Genomic DNA, 20,587 nt, shown 5'->3' with positions numbered 1-20,587 from the left:
ACATGGCGCTTGTTCCGCGAGGCCCGTAGCCTCGAGCGGCTCAGGCATCGATGACCGTCATCCGCGATCGCCGGAAAAGTCGCTCATTGCCGCTTTTCTATTCACCCGCACTGCTTGACAAAGCTTTGTACAAAATAAAGATTCTACCAATTGGTAAAAATGGGGAACACCATCCATGGCAAGAGATCTGATGATGAGCCGGCGCAATGTGCTTGCGTCGGGCTTGGCGCTTGGCGTGAGCGCTTTTGCGCCGGGCGTCCGCGCCAGCACGCCGGTTATGGTTGCCGGTATTCACGCCTCCCCTGTCGAAAACGCCTGGAACTCGGTCCTGCACAAGGCGCTGCAGGATGCGGCCGCGGAAGGCGTGATCGAGTATGTCTTCTCCGAAGGCGTTTCCGGCACGGACTATCCCCGCGCGATGCGCGAATATGCCGAGCAGGGTGCAAAGCTCATCATCGGCGAAGCCTATGCCGTTGAAAAGCAGGCCCGCGAAGTGGCCGCAGACTATCCGGAGACCGCCTTCGTCCTCGGCTCGAGCGGCAAGGAATCGGGCGACAACTTCGGCGTTTTCGGCACCTGGAACCACGACGGCGCCTATCTGGCCGGCATGCTCGCCGGCAAGATGACGAAGTCGAACGTCGTCGGCTCCGTCGGCGCTATGCCGATCCCGGAAGTCAACATGCTGATCAACGCCTTCGCTGCGGGCGTGAAGGCCGTCAATCCCGATGCCAAACACCTCGTCACCTTCATCGGTACCTTCTTCGACCCGCCGAAGGCGCGCGAAGCGGGCCTCGCCCAGATCGACGCCGGTGCCGACATCCTCTTCGGCGAGCGCATCGGCACCGCCGATGCCGCGAAGGAACGCGGGCTCAAATCCGTGGGTTCGCTGATCGACTATACGCCGCGCTATCCCGACACGGTCTTCGCCAACGCGCTCTGGGGCTTCCGCCCTATCCTCAACGCCGCAATTGCCGACGTCTCCGCCGGCAAGCCGGTCGGCAAGGACTACACAGCCTTCGGCCTGCTCAAGGAAGGCGGCAGCGACATTGCCTATGTCAAGGGCGTCGCCCCGGCAGATGCCGAAGCGGCGATGGAAGCCAAGCGCGCCGAGATCAAATCCGGCGCCTTCGAGGTTCCGCGCATCACGGACGAGCCGAAGTAGCCGGCTTGTCCATGGCAGGCGATGCAATCTCTCTCGGTGAGGCGATCCGAATGGGCCGCCTCACCGCTTCCGAAGCGATGGAAGCATCCCTTGCGGCGGCCGGCCGGTCGGCAGAAATAGGCGCGATCGTCCATCTCGACCCAACGCTCGGACGAACGGCCGCAGAAAATGCGGACGCCCGCCTGCGCCACTTGCCTGACGGCGGGCAGACCGCACCGTTTCTCGGCGTCCCGAGTCTTGCCAAGGATCTGGGCGGCCCCTTTGCCGGCCTTCCGGTTGCGGCCGGATCGAACTTGCTCGAGCGCCGTGCCGCCGTCGCGGAAGACAGCGAACTGGCAGCGCGGCTCCGCGGAGCAGGCCTTTGCTTCTTCGGACTGACCACGGTGCCCGAAATGGGCCTGTCGCTCGCAAGCGAACCTGCGGCCGGGCCTATCTGCCGCAACCCCCTCGATACGGGCCGGACGCCCGGCGGCTCTTCCGGCGGAGCGGCGGCTGCCGTTGCCGCCGGCATCGTGGCGATCGCCCATGCGACCGATGCGGGCGGGTCGATCCGCGTCCCCGCGGCATGTTGCGGTCTCTTCGGCCTCAAGGCGAGCCGGGGTGCGATCGCGGCTGGACCATCCTTCGGCAATCATCTCGGCGGCATTGCCGGTGAACTTGCGCTGTGCCGCTCCGTCCGTGACCTGGCGGCGATCTTCGACGCGGCAGCCGGACGCGCCAGAGGGCCGTTTGCCGATCCGTGGTTCGCCCCCTCCCCGTCCGGCCCCTTACGTGTCGGCCTTCTTCTCGAGACCGGCGGCCAATACCCGACCGAACCGGCGCGCAGCGAGGCCGTCGAAGAGGCAGCGCGGGCACTGGAGCGAGGCGGCCACAGCATCGTTGCGATGCGTTGGGACGCGTTCGCTGCGGGCATTGCCGCGAGCGGCCGGGTCCTGCGCGACATCGTCGCCGTCAACCTGGCCAATTTCGTCGTTTCCGCCGGTCTCGATGCCGGGCGCGCCGAACGGCTGACGCAGGCTTTTATCAGACATGGGACGCGACTCGAGGCGACCGCGCTCTGGGCGACGCTTGACGACGCCGTCCATGCGAGCCATGCGGTCTGGTCGCTTTTCGACCGGGTAGACTGTATCCTGACGCCCATGCTCGCGTCGGCACCCCTTCCTATCGGATCCTTTCCTTTCGACCACGACGATATCGACCTTCAGATTCGCCGCATGACGGCGTTTGCGCCACTTGCCGCACTCGCCAATGCCACCGGTTTTCCGGCCCTCACGCTCCCATTCGGCGCGGATGAAGCCGGATTGCCGCTGCCGGTGCAGATCCTGGCGCCCATGGGCGGCGACCGCCTCCTCATCGAGCTTGCGGCGCGCCTGGAAAGAGAGGGCCGCTGGCAGCACCGTTTCGCCGTCGCGGGAATTCCGGAATGAGCCAAGCCATTCTCGACATTTGCAGCGTCAGCAAGCGCTTCGGCGACAATCTCGCCAATGACGACATCTCGCTGAGTCTCGGAAAGGGCGAGATCGTCGCCCTCCTCGGCGAAAACGGCGCCGGCAAGACCACGCTGATGAGCATCCTGTTCGGCCATTATGTGCCTGATAGCGGCAAGGTGCTGGTCGAGGGGCGCGAACTGCCTCCGGGCAAGCCACGCGCGGCGATCCGCGCCGGCATCGGCATGGTGCATCAGCATTTCTCGCTCGCCCCCAACCTGACGGTGCTGGAAAACGTCATGGCGGGCACGGAACGCCTCTGGCAGCTGCGATCCGGCACCGGCGCGGCGCGGCGGAAACTGCGCGGCATTTGCCAGCGGTTCGGTCTGACGGTGGAGCCGGACGCGCGCGTCGGCGACCTCTCGGTCGGCGAGCAGCAGCGCGTCGAGATCCTGAAGGCGCTCTACAACGATGCGCATATCCTGGTGCTCGACGAGCCGACGGCGGTGCTGACGAATCTGGAGGCCGAGCGGCTGTTCTCGACACTGAAGGACATGGCGCGCGAAGGGCTTTCGCTGATCTTCATTTCGCACAAGCTGGACGAGGTCATGGCCGCGGCCGACAGGATCGTCGTGCTGCGCGGCGGCCGCAAGGTGGCCGAGCGTCTTGCGAAAGAGACGAACAAGGCCGAGCTTGCCGAACTGATGGTCGGCCGCAAGGTGGCCCGGCCGGTGCGCGAGCCTTCGACGCCCGGCGAGGTGGTGCTTGATGTCGCGGATGTGAGCGTCAGCATCGACGGGGTGGAACGGCTGAAGTCCATCGATTTCAGCCTCCGCGCGGGCGAGATTCTCGGCATTATCGGAGTTTCCGGCAACGGCCAGACGACGCTGGCGCATCTCCTGTCGGGTACGGTCAGGCGCGACAAGGGCGAACTCCTGCTGTTCGGCGAGCCGATCGGCGACCTTACGGTTGACGGCGCCGTCCGGGCGGGGATCGGCCGCATTCCGGAAGATCGCAACAAGGAAGGCGCGATCGGCGAAATGGCCATTTGGGAGAACGCCGTTCTCGAGCGCCTGCCGCGATTTTCGCGCTACGGCCTCGTCGATCGGCCATCCGGCCAGGCATTCGCCGGCCAGATCATCGATGCCTTCGACGTGCGCGGCGGCCGGCCGACGACACGCACGCGGCTGCTCTCGGGCGGCAACATGCAGAAACTCATTCTCGGGCGCAATCTGATCGACCGACCGCGCATCCTGCTTGCGGCGCAGCCGGCGCGCGGGCTTGACGAGGGGGCTGTCGCCGCGGTGCACGAGCGGCTGCTCGAAGCGCGGCGCGCGGGAACCGCGGTGCTCCTCATCTCCGAGGACCTGGAAGAAGTCATGGCGCTTGCCGACCGAATTCAGGCCATCGTCAACGGTCGGCTTTCGCCTCCAATCGCCGCCGACAGCGCCAGTGCCACGAAACTCGGCCTGATGATGGCCGGCGAATGGAATGAAGAGCACGAGGTTCCGCATGCGTTTTGAACGACGCGAACATCGTTCGCTCGCCTTGGTGATCGCGACGCCCGTGCTTGCGATCCTCTGCGCGCTGGCGTTGGCCGGCCTGCTCATCGCTATCGCCGGCGCCCCGGTCATGGAGGCCTATTGGCGCATTCTCGTCGGGGCCTTTGGCTCGCGGCTTTCGGCGACCGAAACCTTGACCCGCGCAAGCCCGCTCATTCTAACGGGCCTTGCCGCCGCGGTCGCGTTCCGCGCGAGGCTCTGGAACATCGGCGCCGAGGGTCAGTTCTATCTCGGAGCGATTGCCGTCGCCGCGGCCAGTTCGCACCTTTTTGGCAGTCTCCCCTCCCCGCTGCAGATTCCGCTGCTTCTCGTCGTCGGCGCAGCAGCCGGCATCGTCCTGCTGCTCGTGCCGCTTTGGCTGAGGCTGCGCTTTTCCGTCGACGAGGTCGTGACCACGCTTCTCCTCAATTTCGTCGCCGTGCTCTTCGTCTCCATGCTGATCGACGGCCCGCTCAAGGACCCGATGGGCTTCGGATGGCCGCAGTCGCAACCGGTCGCCGACGCGGCGGTCCTGCCGAAGCTTTTCGCCCGATCCCGCCTCCATATCGGGCTGATGATCGCACTCGTCCTCGCCGTCGCCGTCCATCTCGTTCAGTCGCGCACGGTGTTCGGCATGCAGTCGCGAGCAGCCGGCCTCAATCCGGCCGGGGCGGTCTTCGCCGGCGTGCCGCTCGGCCGTACCCTGGTCACGGTGGCCTGCATTTCAGGCGGGCTCGCGGGCCTTGCGGGGGCTATCGAAGTCATGGGCGTGCAGGGCTATGTGACGACGGACCTGTCGCCGGGTTACGGCTATTCCGGCATCGTCGTCGCCATGCTCGCCAATCTCCACCCCCTGGGCGTGGTGCTTGCCGCTCTGTTCACGGCGGTCATGTTCGTCGGAGCCGACGGGATGAGCCGCAGCATGGGTATCCCCTCCTACATAGCCGATGTCACGGTGGCCCTGTCGCTGATCAGCATGCTGACCGGGGTCTTCTTCACCCAGTACAGGATTCGCCGATGAACGCCGCCATCGACATTTTCGCTTCCGCGGGCCTCTGGGCGGCCGTCCTGCGCATCGCCACGCCGCTGATCCTCGGCACGCTCGGCGCGCTCCTGTGCGAGCGCTCCGGCGTCCTGAATCTCGGCATCGAGGGCATCATGACTTTCGGCGCGATGATCGGCTGGCTTACGGTCTATAACGGCGCCGACCTGTGGACGGGCATTCTCGTCGCGGGTCTCTCCGGCGGGATCTTCGGCCTCTTGCATGCGGGCCTGACGGTCACGCTCGGATTGTCGCAGCATGTGTCCGGCCTCGGGGTGACGCTTTTCGCCTCGAGCTTCAGCTACTACGTCTTCCGTCTGCTGGTACCGGTCGCGGGTACGCCGCCGACGATCGAGCCGTTCCAGCCGATCGACGTGCCGGTGCTATCGTCCCTCCCCTTCCTGGGTCCGGCGCTCTTCACGCAGACGCCGCCGACCTATGCGGCGATCCTGCTGGCGCTGGCGCTCGGCTACATCCTTTTCCGTACGCCGCTAGGCCTGGCGATCCGCATGACGGGGGAAAATCCGCACGCCGCCGAGGCGCAAGGCATCAACCCGATGGCGATCCGCTTTGGTTCCGTCGTCGTCGGTAGCGCGCTGATGGGCATCGGCGGCGCCTTCCTGACGCTCTCGGCCTTCAACAGCTTCTTCCCGACCATGGTGCAGGGGCGGGGCTGGATCTGCATAGCGCTCGTCGTCTTCGCCTCCTGGCGGCCGGGCCGCGCCCTCGTCGGAGCGCTGCTGTTTGCACTGTTCGACGGCTTCCAGCTGCGCCTGCAGGCGCGGCTGAGCGGCGTCGTCCCCTATCAGATCTTCCTGATGATCCCCTATCTGATGTCGATCGCAGCGCTGGCGCTCATGGCCCGGCGCGCCCGCGTTCCGCAGGCGCTGATGCAACCCTACCGGCGCGGCGAGCGCTAAATCCGAAGGACTGACCCATGTTCGACCTGATCATCCGCAATGCGAACCTGCCGGACGGCCGGCAGGGCTTTGATATCGGCGTTGCCGGCGGCAAGATCGCCGCCATCGAGAAGTCGATAGCCGCGACCGCCGGCGAGGAGATCGACACGTCCGGCCGCCTGGTCAGCCCTCCCTTCTGCGATCCCCATTTCCACATGGATGCGACGCTGTCACTCGGTTTGCCGCGCATGAACGTCTCCGGCACGCTGCTCGAGGGCATCGCGCTCTGGGGCGAGCTGCGGCCGCTGCTGACGAAGGAAGCCCTCGTCGAACGAGCGCTTCGCTATTGCGACCTCGCCGTGACCCAGGGCCTTCTCTATATTCGCAGCCACGTGGACACGTCCGATCCGCGCCTCGTCACGGCCGAAGCGCTGCTCGAGGTCAAGGAAAAGGTCGCACCCTATATCGAACTGCAGCTTGTCGCCTTCCCACAGGACGGATATTACCGCGCGCCCGACGGCGTCGCCTCGCTCGAGCGGGCGCTTGATATGGGCATCGGCATCGTTGGCGGCATTCCTCACTTCGAGCGGACGATGGAAGACGGCGCCCGCTCCGTCGAGGCGCTGTGCCGGATCGCCGCCGACCGCGGCCTGCCGGTCGACATGCATTGTGACGAAACCGACGATCCGTTGTCGCGCCACATCGAGACGCTCGCCGCCCAGACGGTGCGGTTCGGGCTCAAGGGGCGCGTGGCTGGTTCGCATCTCACCTCGATGCATTCGATGGACAACTACTATGTCTCGAAGCTCATCCCGCTGATGGCCGAGGCGGAGATCAACGTGATCCCCAATCCGCTGATCAACATCATGCTTCAGGGCCGTCACGACACCTATCCGAAGCGGCGGGGCATGACGCGGGTGCGCGAGCTGATGGCGGCCGGCCTCAACGTCTCCTTCGGACACGACTGCGTCATGGACCCCTGGTACTCGATGGGCTCCGGCGACATGCTGGAGGTCGGCCATATGGCGATCCATGTCGCGCAGATGGCCGGCATTGACGATAAGCGCAAGATCTTCGACGCGCTCACCGTCAATTCGGCAAAGACCATGGGGCTCGAAGGCTACGGCCTCGAGACCGGCTGCAATGCCGACCTGGTCGTGCTTCAGGCCGCCGACGTGACCGAGGCGTTGAGGCTGAAACCGAACCGGTTGTTCGTCATCAAGGCAGGCAAGGTCATCGCGAAAACCGCGCCGCGCGTCGGCGAGCTTTTCCTCGCCGGGCGTCCCGCCTCGATCGACATGGGACGCGACTACGTTCCCCCGGTGCTGCAGCGCTGATCCCATGCCGCTGAAGCGGGCCACGGAACTGTTGAGAAAAATGAGGTCCGGTGACGGGAAGTTCCGTATAGTCGTGGCAATGGGAGACCGGTCAGATGCGCATCAATGAAGACCTGACGAAACCCGTAATCGTCCATTCGGCTAAACTCGACTGGGTTCCAAGCCCCGCCGCAGGGGTGGATCGCCGCATGCTCTACCGTATCGGAGGCGAAGTTGCGCGCGCAACCTCGATCGTTCGCTATGCGCCGGGCAGCGCCTTTCCACGCCACGTCCATAGCGGCGGCGAGGAAATCCTCGTGCTCGAAGGGACGTTTGAGGACGAGCACGGCGACTATCCTGCGGGCAGCTATTTCCGCAATCCGCCCGGCACCTCGCATATACCTGCCTCGAAGGATGGCTGCACGATCTTCGTGCGGCTCTGGCAATATCGTGAGGGCGACGGCACGCAAATCGTTCGCTACCCTGGAGAGGGTGAATCGGCGCCGCTGCGCGAGGGGGTCGAGGCAGCGCGCGTCCTGTTCGACGACGGAAAAGAGCGGGTGTCGATAGAAACCTGGCTGCCGGGTTCAGCCGTCAGCGTCGAGAATCGCCGTGGGCTCGAGTTCCTCGTCCTTTCCGGCGGCCTCGCATCCAGGGGTGAGCAACTGGAGCCGCAGAGTTGGGGCCGGTTGCCCGCAGGAGAGGCGCTCGAAGCGATCACCGGGCGTAAAGGCGCTGAGATCTGGATCAAGGACGCACCGCTGCAGCACCCCGACGCGCTGCAGCTGCCCTGAAGCGCTACGCGGGCTCCGGACGGAGCATCTGCCCTGTGCCATCAAGATTTGTGGTGAAACCGATAAGCAAAGTGCGATTGGTTAAGCGAAGTCTGCATGTTATGGGCGGGTATGTCCGTGAATGCTTCGCCAACCGTCATGTTCCTGCTGATCTCATTCGGCACCGTCCTCGGAATCGCGGGGACTGACTTGGTGCTGCCTGCAATTCCGGCCATGCCGACGGCATTCGGCGGGACTGCGGCATTGGCGCAGATGGTCCTCGCAGCCTATGCCGGGGGCACGCTCGTGGGACTGCTTACCTTCGGGGAACTCGGGGCGAGGTACTCTCGCCGCAAGCTGTTGGTCTGGTCGCTGGGCCTGTTTGCCGTCACGTCTCTTCTGTCTGCCTACGCGCCGACCTTGGAATGGCTGGTCGTCTTGCGTTTCGCGCAAGGCGCGTTCGGCTCGGGCCCGGCGGTTTTCGCGCCGGGCTTTATTCACGGGCTTTATCCTGCGGACAAGGCGCCTTCCATGTTCGGCAGGCTCGGCTCCATCGAGTCCTTGACGCCGGCTCTTGCGCCCATCGTCGGAGCCTATCTTATGGCGGTGGGGGGATGGCAGACTTCTTTCCTTATGCTGGCCGGACTTGCAATTCTCTGCGCCATTGGCAGCTGGGCCTACCGTCAATCGCTTCCGGACCGGCTCGAGGCTCTTGAGCTCCACCGAAGCTATATGTCGATCATCCGCAATCGCGACTTTCTTCGGCACGGCTTAAGCCAGGCGCTTTCCCTCGGCAGCATTCTCATCTTTGTATTCGGCGCCCCCGCAGTGATGACAGGGGCATTGGGCATGACGATCGGAGACTTCATTCTCCTTCAAGTTTTCGGCATCGCCCTTTTTATACTGGCGTCGAACGCGTCCAATGCGCTTGCCCGAAGATTCGGTACCGAACGCATGATCATGATCGGTACCGGAGCTGTGGTTCTTGGCTTCTTCCTGATCCTTCTCTACACATCCCTCGGCGGACGCAGTTTGACTGTGCTCGTGCCCCTGTGGATGACCGCAAACGGCGCGTTCGGCATCCGGGGACCAATCGGTTTCCACCAGGCAATCCTTGCCTCAAGAGGGGATCATTCACGCGGCGCCGCATTGGTCGTTGCCGCTATACTTGGGATCACTGCCGGAGGTACCGCCGCCGCCGCTCCTTTCATCGACATAGGCTGGTTGCCGCTAGCCTTGGCGAGTAGCCTCGCTGCGCTGCTGGCTTTGCTGTGTCTGACGCTGATCGGCAGCACGGCGAAAGAAGCTGAAGACGGTTAGCGCATTTCACGACGATCCGGGGGAAGGCCAGGACATGGTTCAAGCCACGTCCTGGCCTCGCCAATCATACCAGATCGAAGCGGTCGGCGTTCATGACCTTGGTCCAGGCCGCGACGAAGTCCTTCACGAACTTCTCTCCGGCATCAGAATGGGCGTACACCTCCGCAAAGGCGCGCAGCTGTGAATGCGCGCCGAAGATCAGGTCGACGCGGGTGCCGGTCCACCGCGCAGCGCCGGTCTTGCGGTCTCGGCCTTCGTATACGCCTTCTTCGCCTGCGATGGGTGACCACTGCGTACCCATATCGAGCAGGTTGACGAAGAAGTCGTTCGTCAGCGATTCGGGCCGCGACGTGAAGACGCCATGCCTGGGCTCGCCCGCCTTCAGCACGCGCAGGCCGCCGACGAGAACGGTCATTTCCGGGGCGGTCAGCGTCAGCAGCTGAGCGCGATCCACAAGCGCCTCTTCCGGTTTCATGAATTGCCGGCGGCTGGTGCTCACATAGTTGCGGAAACCATCGGCACGAGGCTCCAGCGCGGCGAAGGATGCGGCGTCGGTCTGTGCCTCCGAGGCATCCATGCGACCCGGCGTGAACGGAACGGCGATATCGTGGCCACCGGCCTTCGCCGCCTTTTCGACGGCGGCGCCACCTGCAAGCACGATCAGATCCGCAAGCGAGATCCTCTTGCCGCCGGTCTGGGCGGCGTTGAAGTCCCTCTGTATGCCCTCAAGCACAGAGAGAACCCTGGCGAGCTGAGTCGGCTGGTTGACCTCCCAGTCTTTCTGGGGCGCCAGTAGGATTCGCGCACCATTGGCGCCGCCGCGCTTGTCGGAGCCGCGGAAGGTCGAGGCGGAAGCCCATGCGGTCGAGACAAGTTCCTGCACCGACAGGCCGGAAGCGAGGACCTTCGCCTTGAGGCCGGCTATATCCATCTCGTCGATCAGCCTGTGGTCGACGGCCGGGATCACGTCCTGCCAGATCAGGTCCTCGGCCGGGACTTCAGGGCCGAGATAGCGAACCTTCGGCCCCATGTCGCGGTGGGTCAGCTTGAACCAGGCGCGGGCGAAAGCGTCGGCGAACTGGTCCGGATTTTCGAGGAAGCGGCGCGAGATTTTCTCGTAAGCGGGATCGAAACGCAGCGACAGATCAGTGGTCAGCATGGTCGGAACATGCTTCCTGGAGGCGTCATAGGCATCGGGGATGGAAGCCTCGGCGTTCTTTGCCTTCCATTGATATGCGCCGGCGGGGCTCTTGGTCAGTTCCCACTCGTGGTTGAACAGGTTTTCGAAGAAGTGGTTGCTCCAGCGGGTGGGCGTCTGCGACCAGGTCACTTCCGGCCCGCCCGTGATCGCGTCCTTGCCGACGCCCGTGCCGAAGGTGCTCTTCCAGCCGAGACCCTGATCCTCGATCGCGCCGCCTTCCGGGTCTGCACCGATGAACGAGGGATCGCCCGCGCCATGCGTCTTGCCGAAGGTGTGGCCGCCGGCGATCAGCGCCACCGTCTCTTCGTCGTTCATAGCCATGCGGGCAAAGGTTTCTCGGATATCGTGCGCGGCAGCAACCGGATCGGGATTGCCGTTCGGGCCTTCCGGGTTGACGTAGATGAGGCCCATCTGCACGGCGGCAAGCGGCTCGCTCAGTTGCCGTTCGCCGCTGTAGCGCTCGTCGCCCAGCCAGGTGCCTTCCGGTCCCCAGAACAGTTCCTCGGGTTCCCATACGTCGACCCGGCCGCCGGCAAAGCCGAAGGTCTTGAAGCCCATGGATTCGAGCGCGACATTGCCGGTCAGGATCAACAGATCCGCCCAGGAAATCCTGTTGCCGTACTTCTGCTTGATCGGCCACAGCAAACGTCGGGCCTTGTCGAGATTGGCGTTGTCCGGCCAGCTGTTGAGCGGCGCGAAACGCTGCTGGCCCTGACCGGCGCCGCCACGGCCGTCGGTGATGCGGTAGGTGCCGGCGCTGTGCCAGGCCATGCGGATGAAGAGCCCGCCATAATGGCCGAAGTCGGCCGGCCACCAGTCCTGCGAATCCGTCATCAGTGCATGCAGGTCCCGCTTCAGCGCATCGAGGTCGAGCTTCTTGAACTCCTCGGCGTAGTTGAACGTGTTGCCCAACGGATCGGAAAGACCGGAATGCCGGTGCAGAACCTGGACGTCCAACTGATCCGGCCACCAGTCGCGGTTCGATCTGCCTCTCGGTGCCGTGTGTGCGACGGGACACTTGCCCGCACTATCGCTCTTCTGATCCATGGTAATCTCCTCTTCCTCGATTGTGCGCGTCCAAAAGCAGCCTGTCCGCAAAGTCGATTGAGCGGCTCAATTGGGCCGGCGCATGCTCCCCATGATTTGGCGCAATTTTACCCCATTGGTCAAACGGCTTGTTCCCTGATCAGGTCAATGAAGGCGCGCAGTTTGGCGGGCATGTGACGGCGCTGTGAAAAATAGAGGCTGAGCCCGGGATAGGCGGGGCACCACTCTTCCAGCACCGGAACAAGGCGCCCGGTAGCGATATGCGCAGCGAGCGAATATTCGCCGATATAAGCGAGTCCAGCGCCCGAAAGGGCGGCCTCCAGGATAAGATCCGTCGCATCGAGCGTCAGATTGCCGGGAACGTCGACCACGTGCGCTTCACCCCGCCGCTCGAACTCCCAGCGATACAGTCTGCCGTTCGCCATGCGCATCTGGATGCAGCGATGCCGCACCAAATCGAGCGGGACGACTGGCTTGGAACGCCCCTTGAAATATTCAGGCGATCCGACAACCAGGAAACGGAGGGTCCGGGTGATCGGAATGGCCACCATATCGGGCGAAATTGCCTCGGCAAGTCGTACCCCGGCGTCGAAACCCTTACCAATTACATCGACAAGCGCATTCTCCGTCACGACCTCAAGCTCGACCTCGGGATAGCGGCGGCCGTATTCGAGCAGCAGCGGCTCCAGCAGCATGCGTGCCGCTCCCGGCGCCATATTGAGCCGAAGCCTGCCCGAGGGTCTACTCGAATGCTCGCCGATATGCTCGATTGCATTCTCGATCGTTTGCAGGGCCGGTGCGATCTCAGAGAGGAATTGTTCTCCTGCAGCAGAGAGCGCGACGCTGCGCGTCGTGCGGTTGAACAGCCTGACTGCCAGGCGCTCTTCCAGCGCTGCTATCGCATGGCTCAATGCCGACGACGACATGCCGAGTTCGCGCGCGGCAGCGCGAAAGCCGCCATGGCGGGCAACCGCGGCAACCGCCTCCAATTCGCTCAAGCTTGCCCTCATTGTGCGATATAGCTCACCAGCGTGTCCGATTTTGTCCGACTAGCCGCAACAGATAATGCATTCCATCTTCCTGGTGAAGCCACAACAGGAGAGAGGCAATGCGTATCATCGACAGAGTCTACATCGACGGCAGCTTCGTCGAACCGCACGGCGAGCAATGGGCCTCGCTCTTTAATCCGGCGACCGAGGAACAGATCGGAAAGGTGCGCCTGGCGGATGAGGAAGACGCGAACCGCGCCGTTGCGGCGGCCAGGCGCGCATTTCCCGCATTCTCCAATACGTCGAAGGAAGAGCGGATCACCATGCTGAAGCGCTTGCATGCGGCAGTCTCCGAGCGCGCGGGCGATCTTGTGGAGGCCATGCGGGTGGAATACGGAGCGCCGTCGAGTTTCATCGACTTTGCGGCGCGGCGAGCAGGAAATGTGTTCCTCGATATGGCGAAAACATTGGAGAGCTACGATTTCCGGCGGCGCATCGGCCGCGCCGACGTGGAGATGCGGCCTTCGGGGGTGGCGGTGGCGATCACACCATGGAATAGCAATTATAGCTTCATCTGCGGAAAGCTGTCGGCAGCGATTGCGTCGGGCAGCACGATGGTCATCAAACCTTCCGAGATGAGCGCCATCCAAACGCAGGTCATCACGGAATGCCTGCATGAAGCGGCTCTCTCGAAGGGGGTGTTCAACATCGTCACCGGCTACGGCGCTGTCGTCGGTGTGGCGCTCACCGCAAACCGGGATGTTTCAAAGATCACGTTCACGGGCTCTACCGTCACCGGCCGCGCCATCGCCCAGACGGCCGCGGCGACGATGAAGCGGGTCACCATGGAGCTTGGCGGCAAGAGCCCCAGCATCATCCTGGACGATGCCGATCTCGAAGTAGCGATTCCTCAGGTTCTGGCTGCCGGCTTCCTCAACAGCGGACAGGCCTGCATTGCCGGTACCCGGATCCTTGTTCCCGAATCTCGTCGCGAGGAGATCGAGGCACGCCTGAAAGAGGCGGCAAAGGTGTTCACGGTCGGTGATCCCGGTGATCGCGAGGTGCGGATCGGGCCGTTGGTGAGCCGGAAGCAATGGGACCGCGTGCAAGGCTACCTGCGTCTCGGCCAGGAAGAAGGTGCAACTCTCCTGATCGGGGGCGAAGGGCGTCCCGAAGGCCTCGAGCGAGGTTGGTTCGTTCGTCCAACCATCTTCTCCGGCGTCCGCAACGACATGCGCATTGCCCGCGAGGAGATCTTTGGCCCGGTGCTCTGCGTCCTTTCCTATCGCGACGAGCAAGAGGCGATCGCGATCGCCAACGATACCGACTACGGCCTGCAGGCCAATGTCTTCTCTTCCGACCTCGAACGAGCAAAGCGCGTTGCTGATCGCATCGAGGCAGGTCGCGTGATCATCAATGGCGCACCGCACGAGCCGTTTGCACCCTTTGGCGGCTTCAAGCAATCCGGCTTCGGCCGCGAATTCGGCGTCTTCGGCCTGGAAGCCTTCCTCGAGCCCCGTGCGGTCATCTCCTGAGGAACAACCGGCAAGCATATTCTTGACAGATCGTTCCAGTATTCCTATATGGGCTTTATGGCACGGATCAAGGAATTCGACAGGGACGAGGCATTGGACGCGGCGATTGCCGTGTTTCGCGAGCATGGCTTTGAAGGCACCTCGACGGAGATGCTGATACGGGCGATGAGAATCGGCCGCCAGAGCCTCTACGACACCTTCGGTGACAAGTGGAAGCTCTACTGCCTCGCGGTGGAACGCTATTCGGCGAGTGAGACGAGTGCTCATATCGCCTTGTTGCGCGGCAAACCGCGTGCACTGGACGGTATCCGGTTGGTGATGGAACGCGTTGTGGACAATGCAAACGAAGCTTGTCTCGGCGTGAACTCGATCTGCGAGTTCGGTCAGAGGCGGCCCGACCTGGCGGCACTGCATCACGCCGCCGATCTTCGGCTCAAGAACGCCGCGGTTGAACGCATCAGAGAAGCCCAGGCTGCAGGTGACTTAGCCGGTTCATTGCCCGCTGAGGCGGTGGCCGATTTCCTCGTTGCCAATATCGCCGGTATCAGGATAGCCGCACGTGGGGGAGCCGGTCGGGAACATCTGCAGTCCCTCAGCCGGTTGGCGCTTCGCGCAGTCGCCTAGCAGGCAGAAAACTTTGCTCTTTTTTGGAATGATCAGTCAATAAAAGGATCTATGCATGAAAGCCGTTGTGATGAAAGAGGTCGGTGGTACCGACGTGATGGAATTCGTCGATTGGCCTGAGCCTGTCGCAAGGCCGGGACATGTCGTGGTGGAGGTCGCCGCGGCCGGCGTGAACTTCATGGACATCGGCGTGCGCCAAGGTATGGCCTGGACCGACATCCCTAACCCGAAAGTTCTGGGTGTCGAGGGCGCTGGCCGCGTGCTCGCCGTCGGCGATGGAGCGGGCGAGTTTGAAGTCGGCGATCGCGTCGCCTGGGTCTATGCTCCCGGAAGTTATGCTCAGCGCCAGTCGGTACCGACAGCCTCCCTCGTGAAAATTCCCGATACCGTGGACGATCGAACGGCTGCTTCCGCGATGATGCAGGGGCTCACGGCCAGTCACTTCGCGACGGATTTTTATCCCGTGCAGCCGGGCGACATCGCCCTTGTTCATGCGGCGGCCGGCGGGGTCGGCCTCCTGCTGACACAGATTATCAGGCTAAGGGGTGGCCGAGTAATCGGACGCGTCTCCTCCGAAGACAAGGTCGCGATCGCCAAAAAGGCCGGAGCCGAGCACGTCATCGTCGATACAGAGGGACAGTTTGCCGACGAAGTCCTGCGCCTGACTAGTGGTGAGGGCGTGAACGTCGTTTACGATGGCTCCGGTCCCAAAACCTTCAAGGGCTCGATCGAAGCGCTCCGCCGGTCCGGCACCTTCTGCTGGTATGGACCGGTGCTCGGCGGGCCCGGACCGCTCGATATCATGAGCCTGCCGAAGAGCATCAAGATCGGCTACGCGACATTCATGGATCACATCCACACTCGCAAACTCCTTCTCGATCGCACCAAACAGCTTTTCGACTGGATCGGGGACGGAACGATCAAGGTGACGATCGGCGAAACCTATCGCCTTGCCGACGCCGCCCGCGCCCATGCCGCGATGGCAAGCCGTGCAACCACCGGCAAACTGCTTTTGATCCCGTAAGGAGCAAATCACGAAGGACATCCCGGCGCGGCAACCCGACACGGGCACGACCGCAATACCTCTGAAGAGCGTCGGTAACCCCAAGGCATCGGCGTCAGCCGCTGCAGATCGAAAGCTCCAGACGCGTGTCTATCCCGACGTTGGCAAGGAATGTCTCGTCATGGCTGACGACGACGAGTGCGCCGTCATAGGCGAGCAGCCCAGCTTCAACCGCCTCGATGGAGTCGATATCCAGATGGTTGGTCGGCTCGTCGAGAATGAGCAGCGATGGGGGATCGGAACCGCCGAGTGCACAGGCAAGGCCGGCGCGCAGCACCTGCCCGCCGCTCAACGTCTCCACCCTTTGCAATGCCGCATCCGCACGGAAGCGAAAGCTGGCCAACGCCGCCCGGCAGGCGTTGTCGCCGGCACCGGGGTTGAGCCGCTTGAAGTTATCGAGGATCGTCTCGCCGCGCTCCAGGATGCTGACGCTTTGGTCCAACAGAGAGAAAGGAACGTTTACGGAAACGGTTCCTTCGAAGGGTGGCAATTCTCCGGTGACCACCTTCAGAAGGCTCGTCTTGCCCGACCCGTTGGGGCCGGTGATCGAAAGGCGCAGCGGGCCGACCAGCGAGAAGGATAGATCCCGAATGACCGGACGGGCGGGATCGTAGCCCGCCGTGACGCCTTCAAACGCGAGGACTTGCCGGCCGGCTGGAAGCTCGGTTCGCGGAAGACGGATGGAAAAGGGCTGCAGCACCTCGATCCGCGCTTTGGCGGCTGTGATGGCCTCGAGCGCGCCTGCGCGCTGTCGCTCGGCGAGTTCCACACCCCTGCCCCGGCTTTCTTCCGCATTGTTCTTGCGCCGGCCCAGGAGAATCCTCGGCATGTCGCCCTTTGCCGCTTTTCGGGTACCAGACGCGTCACGCCTGTCCTGCCGCTCTGCCAGGGCACGTGCCTTGCGATCGATTTCGTCGGCGGTCTTCTGTGCATGCGCAAGGCTTTGTTGCGCCGCCTCCAGCTCAACCGCCCTCGCCGCCTGATAGGCGCTCCACCCCCCGCCGTAGCGCTTTGTCCCGAGCGAGGTCAGTTCGATAATCGCGTCCATTTCTTCGAGCAGTTCGCGATCGTGGCTGACGACAATCGCCCCGCTGCGCCAGGCGGAAAGAAGGTCGATAACCGCCCGTCTGCCGTCACGATCCAGATTGTTGGTCGGCTCGTCGAGAAGGAGAAAGTCCGGCTCGGAGAAAATTGCCGCCGCGAGCACCGCCCGCGTGCGCTGTCCCCCGGAGAGCTCAGTCAGGAGCGTATCCGCCCGCGCCTCCAGTCCAAGCCGGACAAGGGCGGACATTATGCGCTCTTCCACCGTCCAGTCCGCATTCTCCAGTTCTTCAAGGGTCGCCTCGCCTGTTTCGGCGCGCCGTAACACCGCAAGCGCCTGCGTCGCACCGAACACATCGGCGATGGTTTCACCGGCGCCGGGCCGAAGCATCTGCCTCGCCAGCGCGACGCGTCCCTGGATGGCAACCGTGCCGGAGGAAGGTCTCAATGTACCGGCAAGGATGTTGAGCAGGATGGTTTTTCCGACGCCATTTCTTCCGACGAGCCCCGTCCGCTCCGGACCAAACGCCAGGTCGAGATCGGTCAAGACATGCTCCCCGTCGGGTTTCGACCAGGAAAGTGCGGAGAGAGTGATGGAGGGCATCGCGAACCTGTTGCATTGCTAATAACAGCACAGTACCGTGCTTTTATCAGCAACGGGCGGTGCGAACAATGGCGTTGTCCATCCCGCCCATCGACGGGGTCGGACATAGATGAATATCGTTCGCAGACGTGGCGGCGGACGTCCCACCCGGGAAGAGGCCGAGGCTCTGACCCGCCGTCTTCTGGATAGCGCCCGCTCGACCTTTGCCCGCAAGGGGGTTGCGAACACGTCCATGGAAGAGATTGCCGCCAAGCTCGGAATCTCGAAACACACGCTTTATCGGAGATATCCGAACAGGCAGGCGCTTCTGGAAGCCGTGGTCGAACGTGACCTCGTCCGCTTTCGCAAGACGCTTGCCGACGCAGCGGGACAGGGTGATGCACCTCTCGCAGTGTTGCGCGATATGGCTTTCAGCTATTTCCGCTTCGGCACGGACCGGGATTATTCCGCTTTCTATATGTCGGTTACCGCCGAGGCCGTGTTTTCCTTGCCATTGCGGGAAAGGTTGGCGGCGTGGTCGAGTGCTGCACTGGAGCCCGTCGTGCAGGCGATCAAATCGGCTCAGGCCGCGGGCCTCATCGTGCCGGGGTCTGCCATTGAGATTTGCCACGTCCTTGTCGATTTGCTTGAAGGCGCGAATAATCGTGTCCGTCTCTGCGGGTCCGAGTGTCCGGACGCCGAAAATCTTCGCCTGTTCGAAAGCCGCTGGGCCATTTTCCAGACTGCCATGAGACGCGAACCCGATCGACCGCAGAAAGCCTGAACGTGTGAAGGATCGGCTGGTCTCGCAGCCGATCCCTCCGCGAAATGGCGGCATCCGCTCCGTTAGAGCGGCATTACAGACGCCGCGAGGAGTCCGGCCAGCGCCGACGGCTCCGCCGAAAATATATCGTAGGCGCAAGGCGTTGCCACAACGGCGAATGTCAGTATGCCGACTATGAAGCGCTTCATCTAAACCTCCTTGAATCACGAGCTCGGTCAGGCGAGCGTCAGATCGACCTCGATGTTCCCCCGCGTTGCCTTTGAATAGGGGCAGGTCTGATGCGCTTCGGCGATGAGCGATCGCGCAAGGTCCGCGTCGATGCCGGGCAGGCTGACGGCAAGCCGGGCTCGAAGGAAAAAGCCGCCATCCGATTTGGCGAGATCGACTTCGGCATCGACTGCCGTTTCGGCCGGGAGCGACAACGTACGCTTCGCCGCGGCAAGACCCAGTGCACCGATAAAACAGGCCGACCAGCCGGCGGCGAAGAGCTGCTCAGGATTGGTTCCGGCCTTGCCGCTGCCGGGGGGCGAAAGCCTGACGTCCAGTTGGGCATCGTCGCTGCGGGCGAACCCTTCACGGCCGCCGGTCGTATGGGTCTTACCGGTGTAGAGAACCTTTTCCTGCGTTGTCATCAGACACTCCGTTCGGTTGCGTCGCACGATCGCGACATTTGACGACGTGTGTTCTGCCTGCGCGACGTATCGGGCATGTTTGCGAAACCGCCGGAATTGTACCCGGATGTAGGCATCTCACTGGAAGGTAGCCAAGGAGGCCGGCGTACTTTCCTAGTAAGCCACCGACGAAATTGGGGACGCCCGACGCTCACGGTTGAAGGCGGCAACAGTGGATGCCGCTGGTTATTTCGCACGAGTGGGATCGCTCGGCCCATGCGGGTCGGCAATATGCGCGTGCCGATCGTGTTCCCCGCGACGGCCGCCCGTCAGGATCACGACACCCTCGGCTGATCGGAGCCATTCGCCCTCAGCAACGCCATCAGCATCGGGCCGAGCGAGAATTTCCCTTGCCGCGCCTTGGCGGTCAGATCGCGCAGATAGCCGCCGGCGGAGTTGATATGCCCTGCCCTCTCCAGAATGCAGGCCACGGCAATGCCGGCGTTTTCCGGTCCCATGACCTCGCAGGCGTCCTGATAGGCCGAGGGGTAAACGCCAAGCATAGATCGTACCGTAACCGCAGCAATCATAAGGTCGCGCCAACTTTTCACCGTGCCGTCAGGACCGTAGTTCATGATTTCCGGGCAGGCCTTCAGTACCATTCCCAGCGGAAAGGCCCTTTTTGCCTCGTGAGCCCGTTCAATGGCTTGGCCGTCTGACCGCTCATTCGAAGAGCCACGTTCAAGTTCAATAATAGATTCGGGTTTTGATTCCTGTTTGTGCCGCTCAGTTTGATCGGGATTGCCGCTCATCTCTTGTGGTTTTATGCGCTTTTGCAACTGGTTAGCCACATGTTCGCGCAGCGTTTCGAACGCCTCTACCAGAGGGGTGAGGTCAGCGATGTCGGGCGCCCTCGGTATAGCCTGGACAAGGCTTCGAAAATTCTCCTGCATGGACGTCCAGTCGCCGGGCAGTTCTTCGAGCACCACGTCTATCAGCTTGGCGATGTCTCTGCGGCAGAGCGTCAACCGCTCGCGCAGCCGTTGCAGCTCGACCCGGTCGGCCTCAGCCTCCGCAGCGAGCCGCTCTATTTCGCCGGAGCGAGCCAGGAGCGGTGCGAGCGAAAAGCCGTACGCCGTGCCGATCGCTCCATCACGAGACTTGCGGGCATAGCGCTTGCCGTTCGGACTGTCCTTGCGAGCGACAAGACCTGCCTCGACCAATGCGGCCAGGTGCCTCCTTAGCGTCGCCTCCGCCATGCCGTGGGCTCTCAGCGACAGCTGAACGTTCGAGGGAAAGACGACCAGACCGGTCTCTCCGCTCAGCGTGTTCTCGGGATAGAAGCTCAACAGCGCGTTCAGAACGGCCAGCGCCCGGTCGCTGATGCCCAGACGGCGTTTGGCCGCACAAAGCGAGCGAAACAGCTTCCACTTGTCGACCGACTTCCCAGGTTCGATGTCGCGGGAGATGAACTGGCCTGCCAACATGGCAAGAGTCATCGTCCGCCGCCCAAAGGGCGTCGTCACACTTCCACTCTCCATTTTCCTTCACCTTCGATAAGGCAAAAGAAAGCAGCTCACCAAAAACGGTGCCAAGAACTCTTGACTGTGATTCGTGGAAATGCGATTC

Annotated in this window: 18 protein-coding genes; 12 read left to right on the top strand and 6 right to left on the bottom strand. The window is 63.1% G+C overall.

What is annotated here, in order from left to right; genetic code table 11:
• Positions 1 to 175 precede the first annotated feature (175 nt).
• The 8 genes from BHD07_RS11395 to BHD07_RS11360 all read left to right on the top strand — a co-directional run bounded on the left by BHD07_RS11395 (position 176) and on the right by BHD07_RS11360 (position 9,480).
• Positions 176 to 1,162: a BMP family protein gene (locus BHD07_RS11395; RefSeq protein ID WP_338280109.1), complete on the top strand. Its 987-nt coding sequence runs from the start codon at positions 176 to 178 to the stop codon at positions 1,160 to 1,162.
• An 11-nt stretch (positions 1,163 to 1,173) separates the two neighbouring features.
• The gene (locus tag BHD07_RS11390; RefSeq protein WP_338280108.1) at positions 1,174 to 2,589 is read left to right on the top strand and encodes an amidase; all 1,416 of its coding nucleotides are present in this window, start codon (positions 1,174 to 1,176) and stop codon (positions 2,587 to 2,589) included.
• Positions 2,586 to 4,112, top strand: a complete 1,527-nt coding sequence (locus tag BHD07_RS11385) for an ABC transporter ATP-binding protein (protein ID WP_338280105.1) — start codon at positions 2,586 to 2,588, stop codon at positions 4,110 to 4,112. The genes BHD07_RS11390 and BHD07_RS11385 overlap by 4 nt, the downstream gene beginning before the upstream one ends.
• The gene (locus tag BHD07_RS11380; protein WP_338280102.1) at positions 4,102 to 5,151 is read left to right on the top strand and encodes an ABC transporter permease; all 1,050 of its coding nucleotides are present in this window, start codon (positions 4,102 to 4,104) and stop codon (positions 5,149 to 5,151) included. Before BHD07_RS11385 ends, BHD07_RS11380 begins: the two co-directional genes overlap by 11 nt.
• Positions 5,148 to 6,092, top strand: coding sequence for an ABC transporter permease (locus BHD07_RS11375; RefSeq protein ID WP_338280100.1), 945 nt, complete (start codon positions 5,148 to 5,150; stop codon positions 6,090 to 6,092). The genes BHD07_RS11380 and BHD07_RS11375 overlap by 4 nt, the downstream gene beginning before the upstream one ends.
• A 17-nt stretch (positions 6,093 to 6,109) precedes the next feature.
• A complete protein-coding gene (locus BHD07_RS11370) occupies positions 6,110 to 7,408 on the top strand; it encodes an amidohydrolase family protein (RefSeq protein ID WP_324764843.1) in 1,299 nt (432 codons plus the stop codon).
• 95 nt (positions 7,409 to 7,503) lie between these two features.
• Positions 7,504 to 8,181 (top strand): cupin domain-containing protein, encoded by a 678-nt coding sequence (locus BHD07_RS11365; RefSeq protein WP_338280097.1) that lies wholly within the window; start codon positions 7,504 to 7,506, stop codon positions 8,179 to 8,181.
• Positions 8,182 to 8,277: 96 nt separating this feature from the next.
• Complete coding sequence (locus BHD07_RS11360; protein WP_338280094.1) at positions 8,278 to 9,480, top strand: MFS transporter; 1,203 nt, start codon at positions 8,278 to 8,280, stop codon at positions 9,478 to 9,480.
• Between the two features lie 64 nt (positions 9,481 to 9,544).
• Here BHD07_RS11360 and katG read toward each other — a convergent pair whose 3' ends face one another.
• Together katG and BHD07_RS11350 are read right to left on the bottom strand one after the other, a co-directional pair.
• A complete protein-coding gene (katG, locus tag BHD07_RS11355) occupies positions 9,545 to 11,728 on the bottom strand; it encodes a catalase/peroxidase HPI (RefSeq protein ID WP_338280092.1) in 2,184 nt (727 codons plus the stop codon).
• 119 nt (positions 11,729 to 11,847) lie between these two features.
• Positions 11,848 to 12,738 (bottom strand): LysR family transcriptional regulator, encoded by an 891-nt coding sequence (locus BHD07_RS11350; protein WP_324764838.1) that lies wholly within the window; start codon positions 12,736 to 12,738, stop codon positions 11,848 to 11,850.
• Positions 12,739 to 12,836: 98 nt separating this feature from the next.
• On the opposite strand from BHD07_RS11350, the gene BHD07_RS11345 reads away from it, so the two are divergent.
• Genes BHD07_RS11345 through BHD07_RS11335 form a run of 3 tightly spaced genes read left to right on the top strand, consistent with a single transcriptional unit; the run spans position 12,837 to position 15,900 of the window.
• Entirely contained in the window at positions 12,837 to 14,252 is a 1,416-nt protein-coding gene (locus tag BHD07_RS11345) for an aldehyde dehydrogenase family protein (RefSeq protein ID WP_338280088.1), read from the top strand.
• A gap of 57 nt (positions 14,253 to 14,309) precedes the next feature.
• Positions 14,310 to 14,876, top strand: coding sequence for a TetR/AcrR family transcriptional regulator (locus BHD07_RS11340; RefSeq protein WP_338280085.1), 567 nt, complete (start codon positions 14,310 to 14,312; stop codon positions 14,874 to 14,876).
• 55 nt (positions 14,877 to 14,931) lie between these two features.
• Positions 14,932 to 15,900 carry a quinone oxidoreductase family protein gene (locus BHD07_RS11335; RefSeq protein WP_338280083.1) on the top strand — a complete coding sequence of 323 codons (969 nt, stop codon included), beginning with the start codon at positions 14,932 to 14,934 and terminating at the stop codon, positions 15,898 to 15,900.
• Between the two features lie 94 nt (positions 15,901 to 15,994).
• Here the strand turns inward: BHD07_RS11335 and BHD07_RS11330 are convergent, their stop codons facing one another.
• A complete protein-coding gene (locus BHD07_RS11330) occupies positions 15,995 to 17,584 on the bottom strand; it encodes an ABC-F family ATP-binding cassette domain-containing protein (RefSeq protein WP_338280081.1) in 1,590 nt (529 codons plus the stop codon).
• A gap of 109 nt (positions 17,585 to 17,693) precedes the next feature.
• On the opposite strand from BHD07_RS11330, the gene BHD07_RS11325 reads away from it, so the two are divergent.
• Positions 17,694 to 18,347, top strand: a complete 654-nt coding sequence (locus BHD07_RS11325) for a TetR/AcrR family transcriptional regulator (RefSeq protein WP_275598625.1) — start codon at positions 17,694 to 17,696, stop codon at positions 18,345 to 18,347.
• Between the two features lie 62 nt (positions 18,348 to 18,409).
• Here the strand turns inward: BHD07_RS11325 and BHD07_RS11320 are convergent, their stop codons facing one another.
• The 3 genes from BHD07_RS11320 to repC form a co-directional block, all read right to left on the bottom strand.
• A complete protein-coding gene (locus BHD07_RS11320) occupies positions 18,410 to 18,535 on the bottom strand; it encodes a hypothetical protein (RefSeq protein WP_272939047.1) in 126 nt (41 codons plus the stop codon).
• Between the two features lie 27 nt (positions 18,536 to 18,562).
• Positions 18,563 to 18,979 carry an organic hydroperoxide resistance protein gene (locus tag BHD07_RS11315; protein ID WP_102762002.1) on the bottom strand — a complete coding sequence of 139 codons (417 nt, stop codon included), beginning with the start codon at positions 18,977 to 18,979 and terminating at the stop codon, positions 18,563 to 18,565.
• 314 nt (positions 18,980 to 19,293) lie between these two features.
• Positions 19,294 to 20,499 carry a plasmid replication protein RepC gene (gene repC / locus BHD07_RS11310; protein WP_338280074.1) on the bottom strand — a complete coding sequence of 402 codons (1,206 nt, stop codon included), beginning with the start codon at positions 20,497 to 20,499 and terminating at the stop codon, positions 19,294 to 19,296.
• Positions 20,500 to 20,587 lie beyond the last annotated feature (88 nt).

This window comes from Sinorhizobium sp. KGO-5, assembly GCF_036245905.1.
Taxonomy (GTDB): domain Bacteria; phylum Pseudomonadota; class Alphaproteobacteria; order Rhizobiales; family Rhizobiaceae; genus Sinorhizobium; species Sinorhizobium meliloti_A.
Note: the sequence above shows the minus strand (reverse complement) of the source record. Positions and strands in the feature narration are given on the sequence as shown.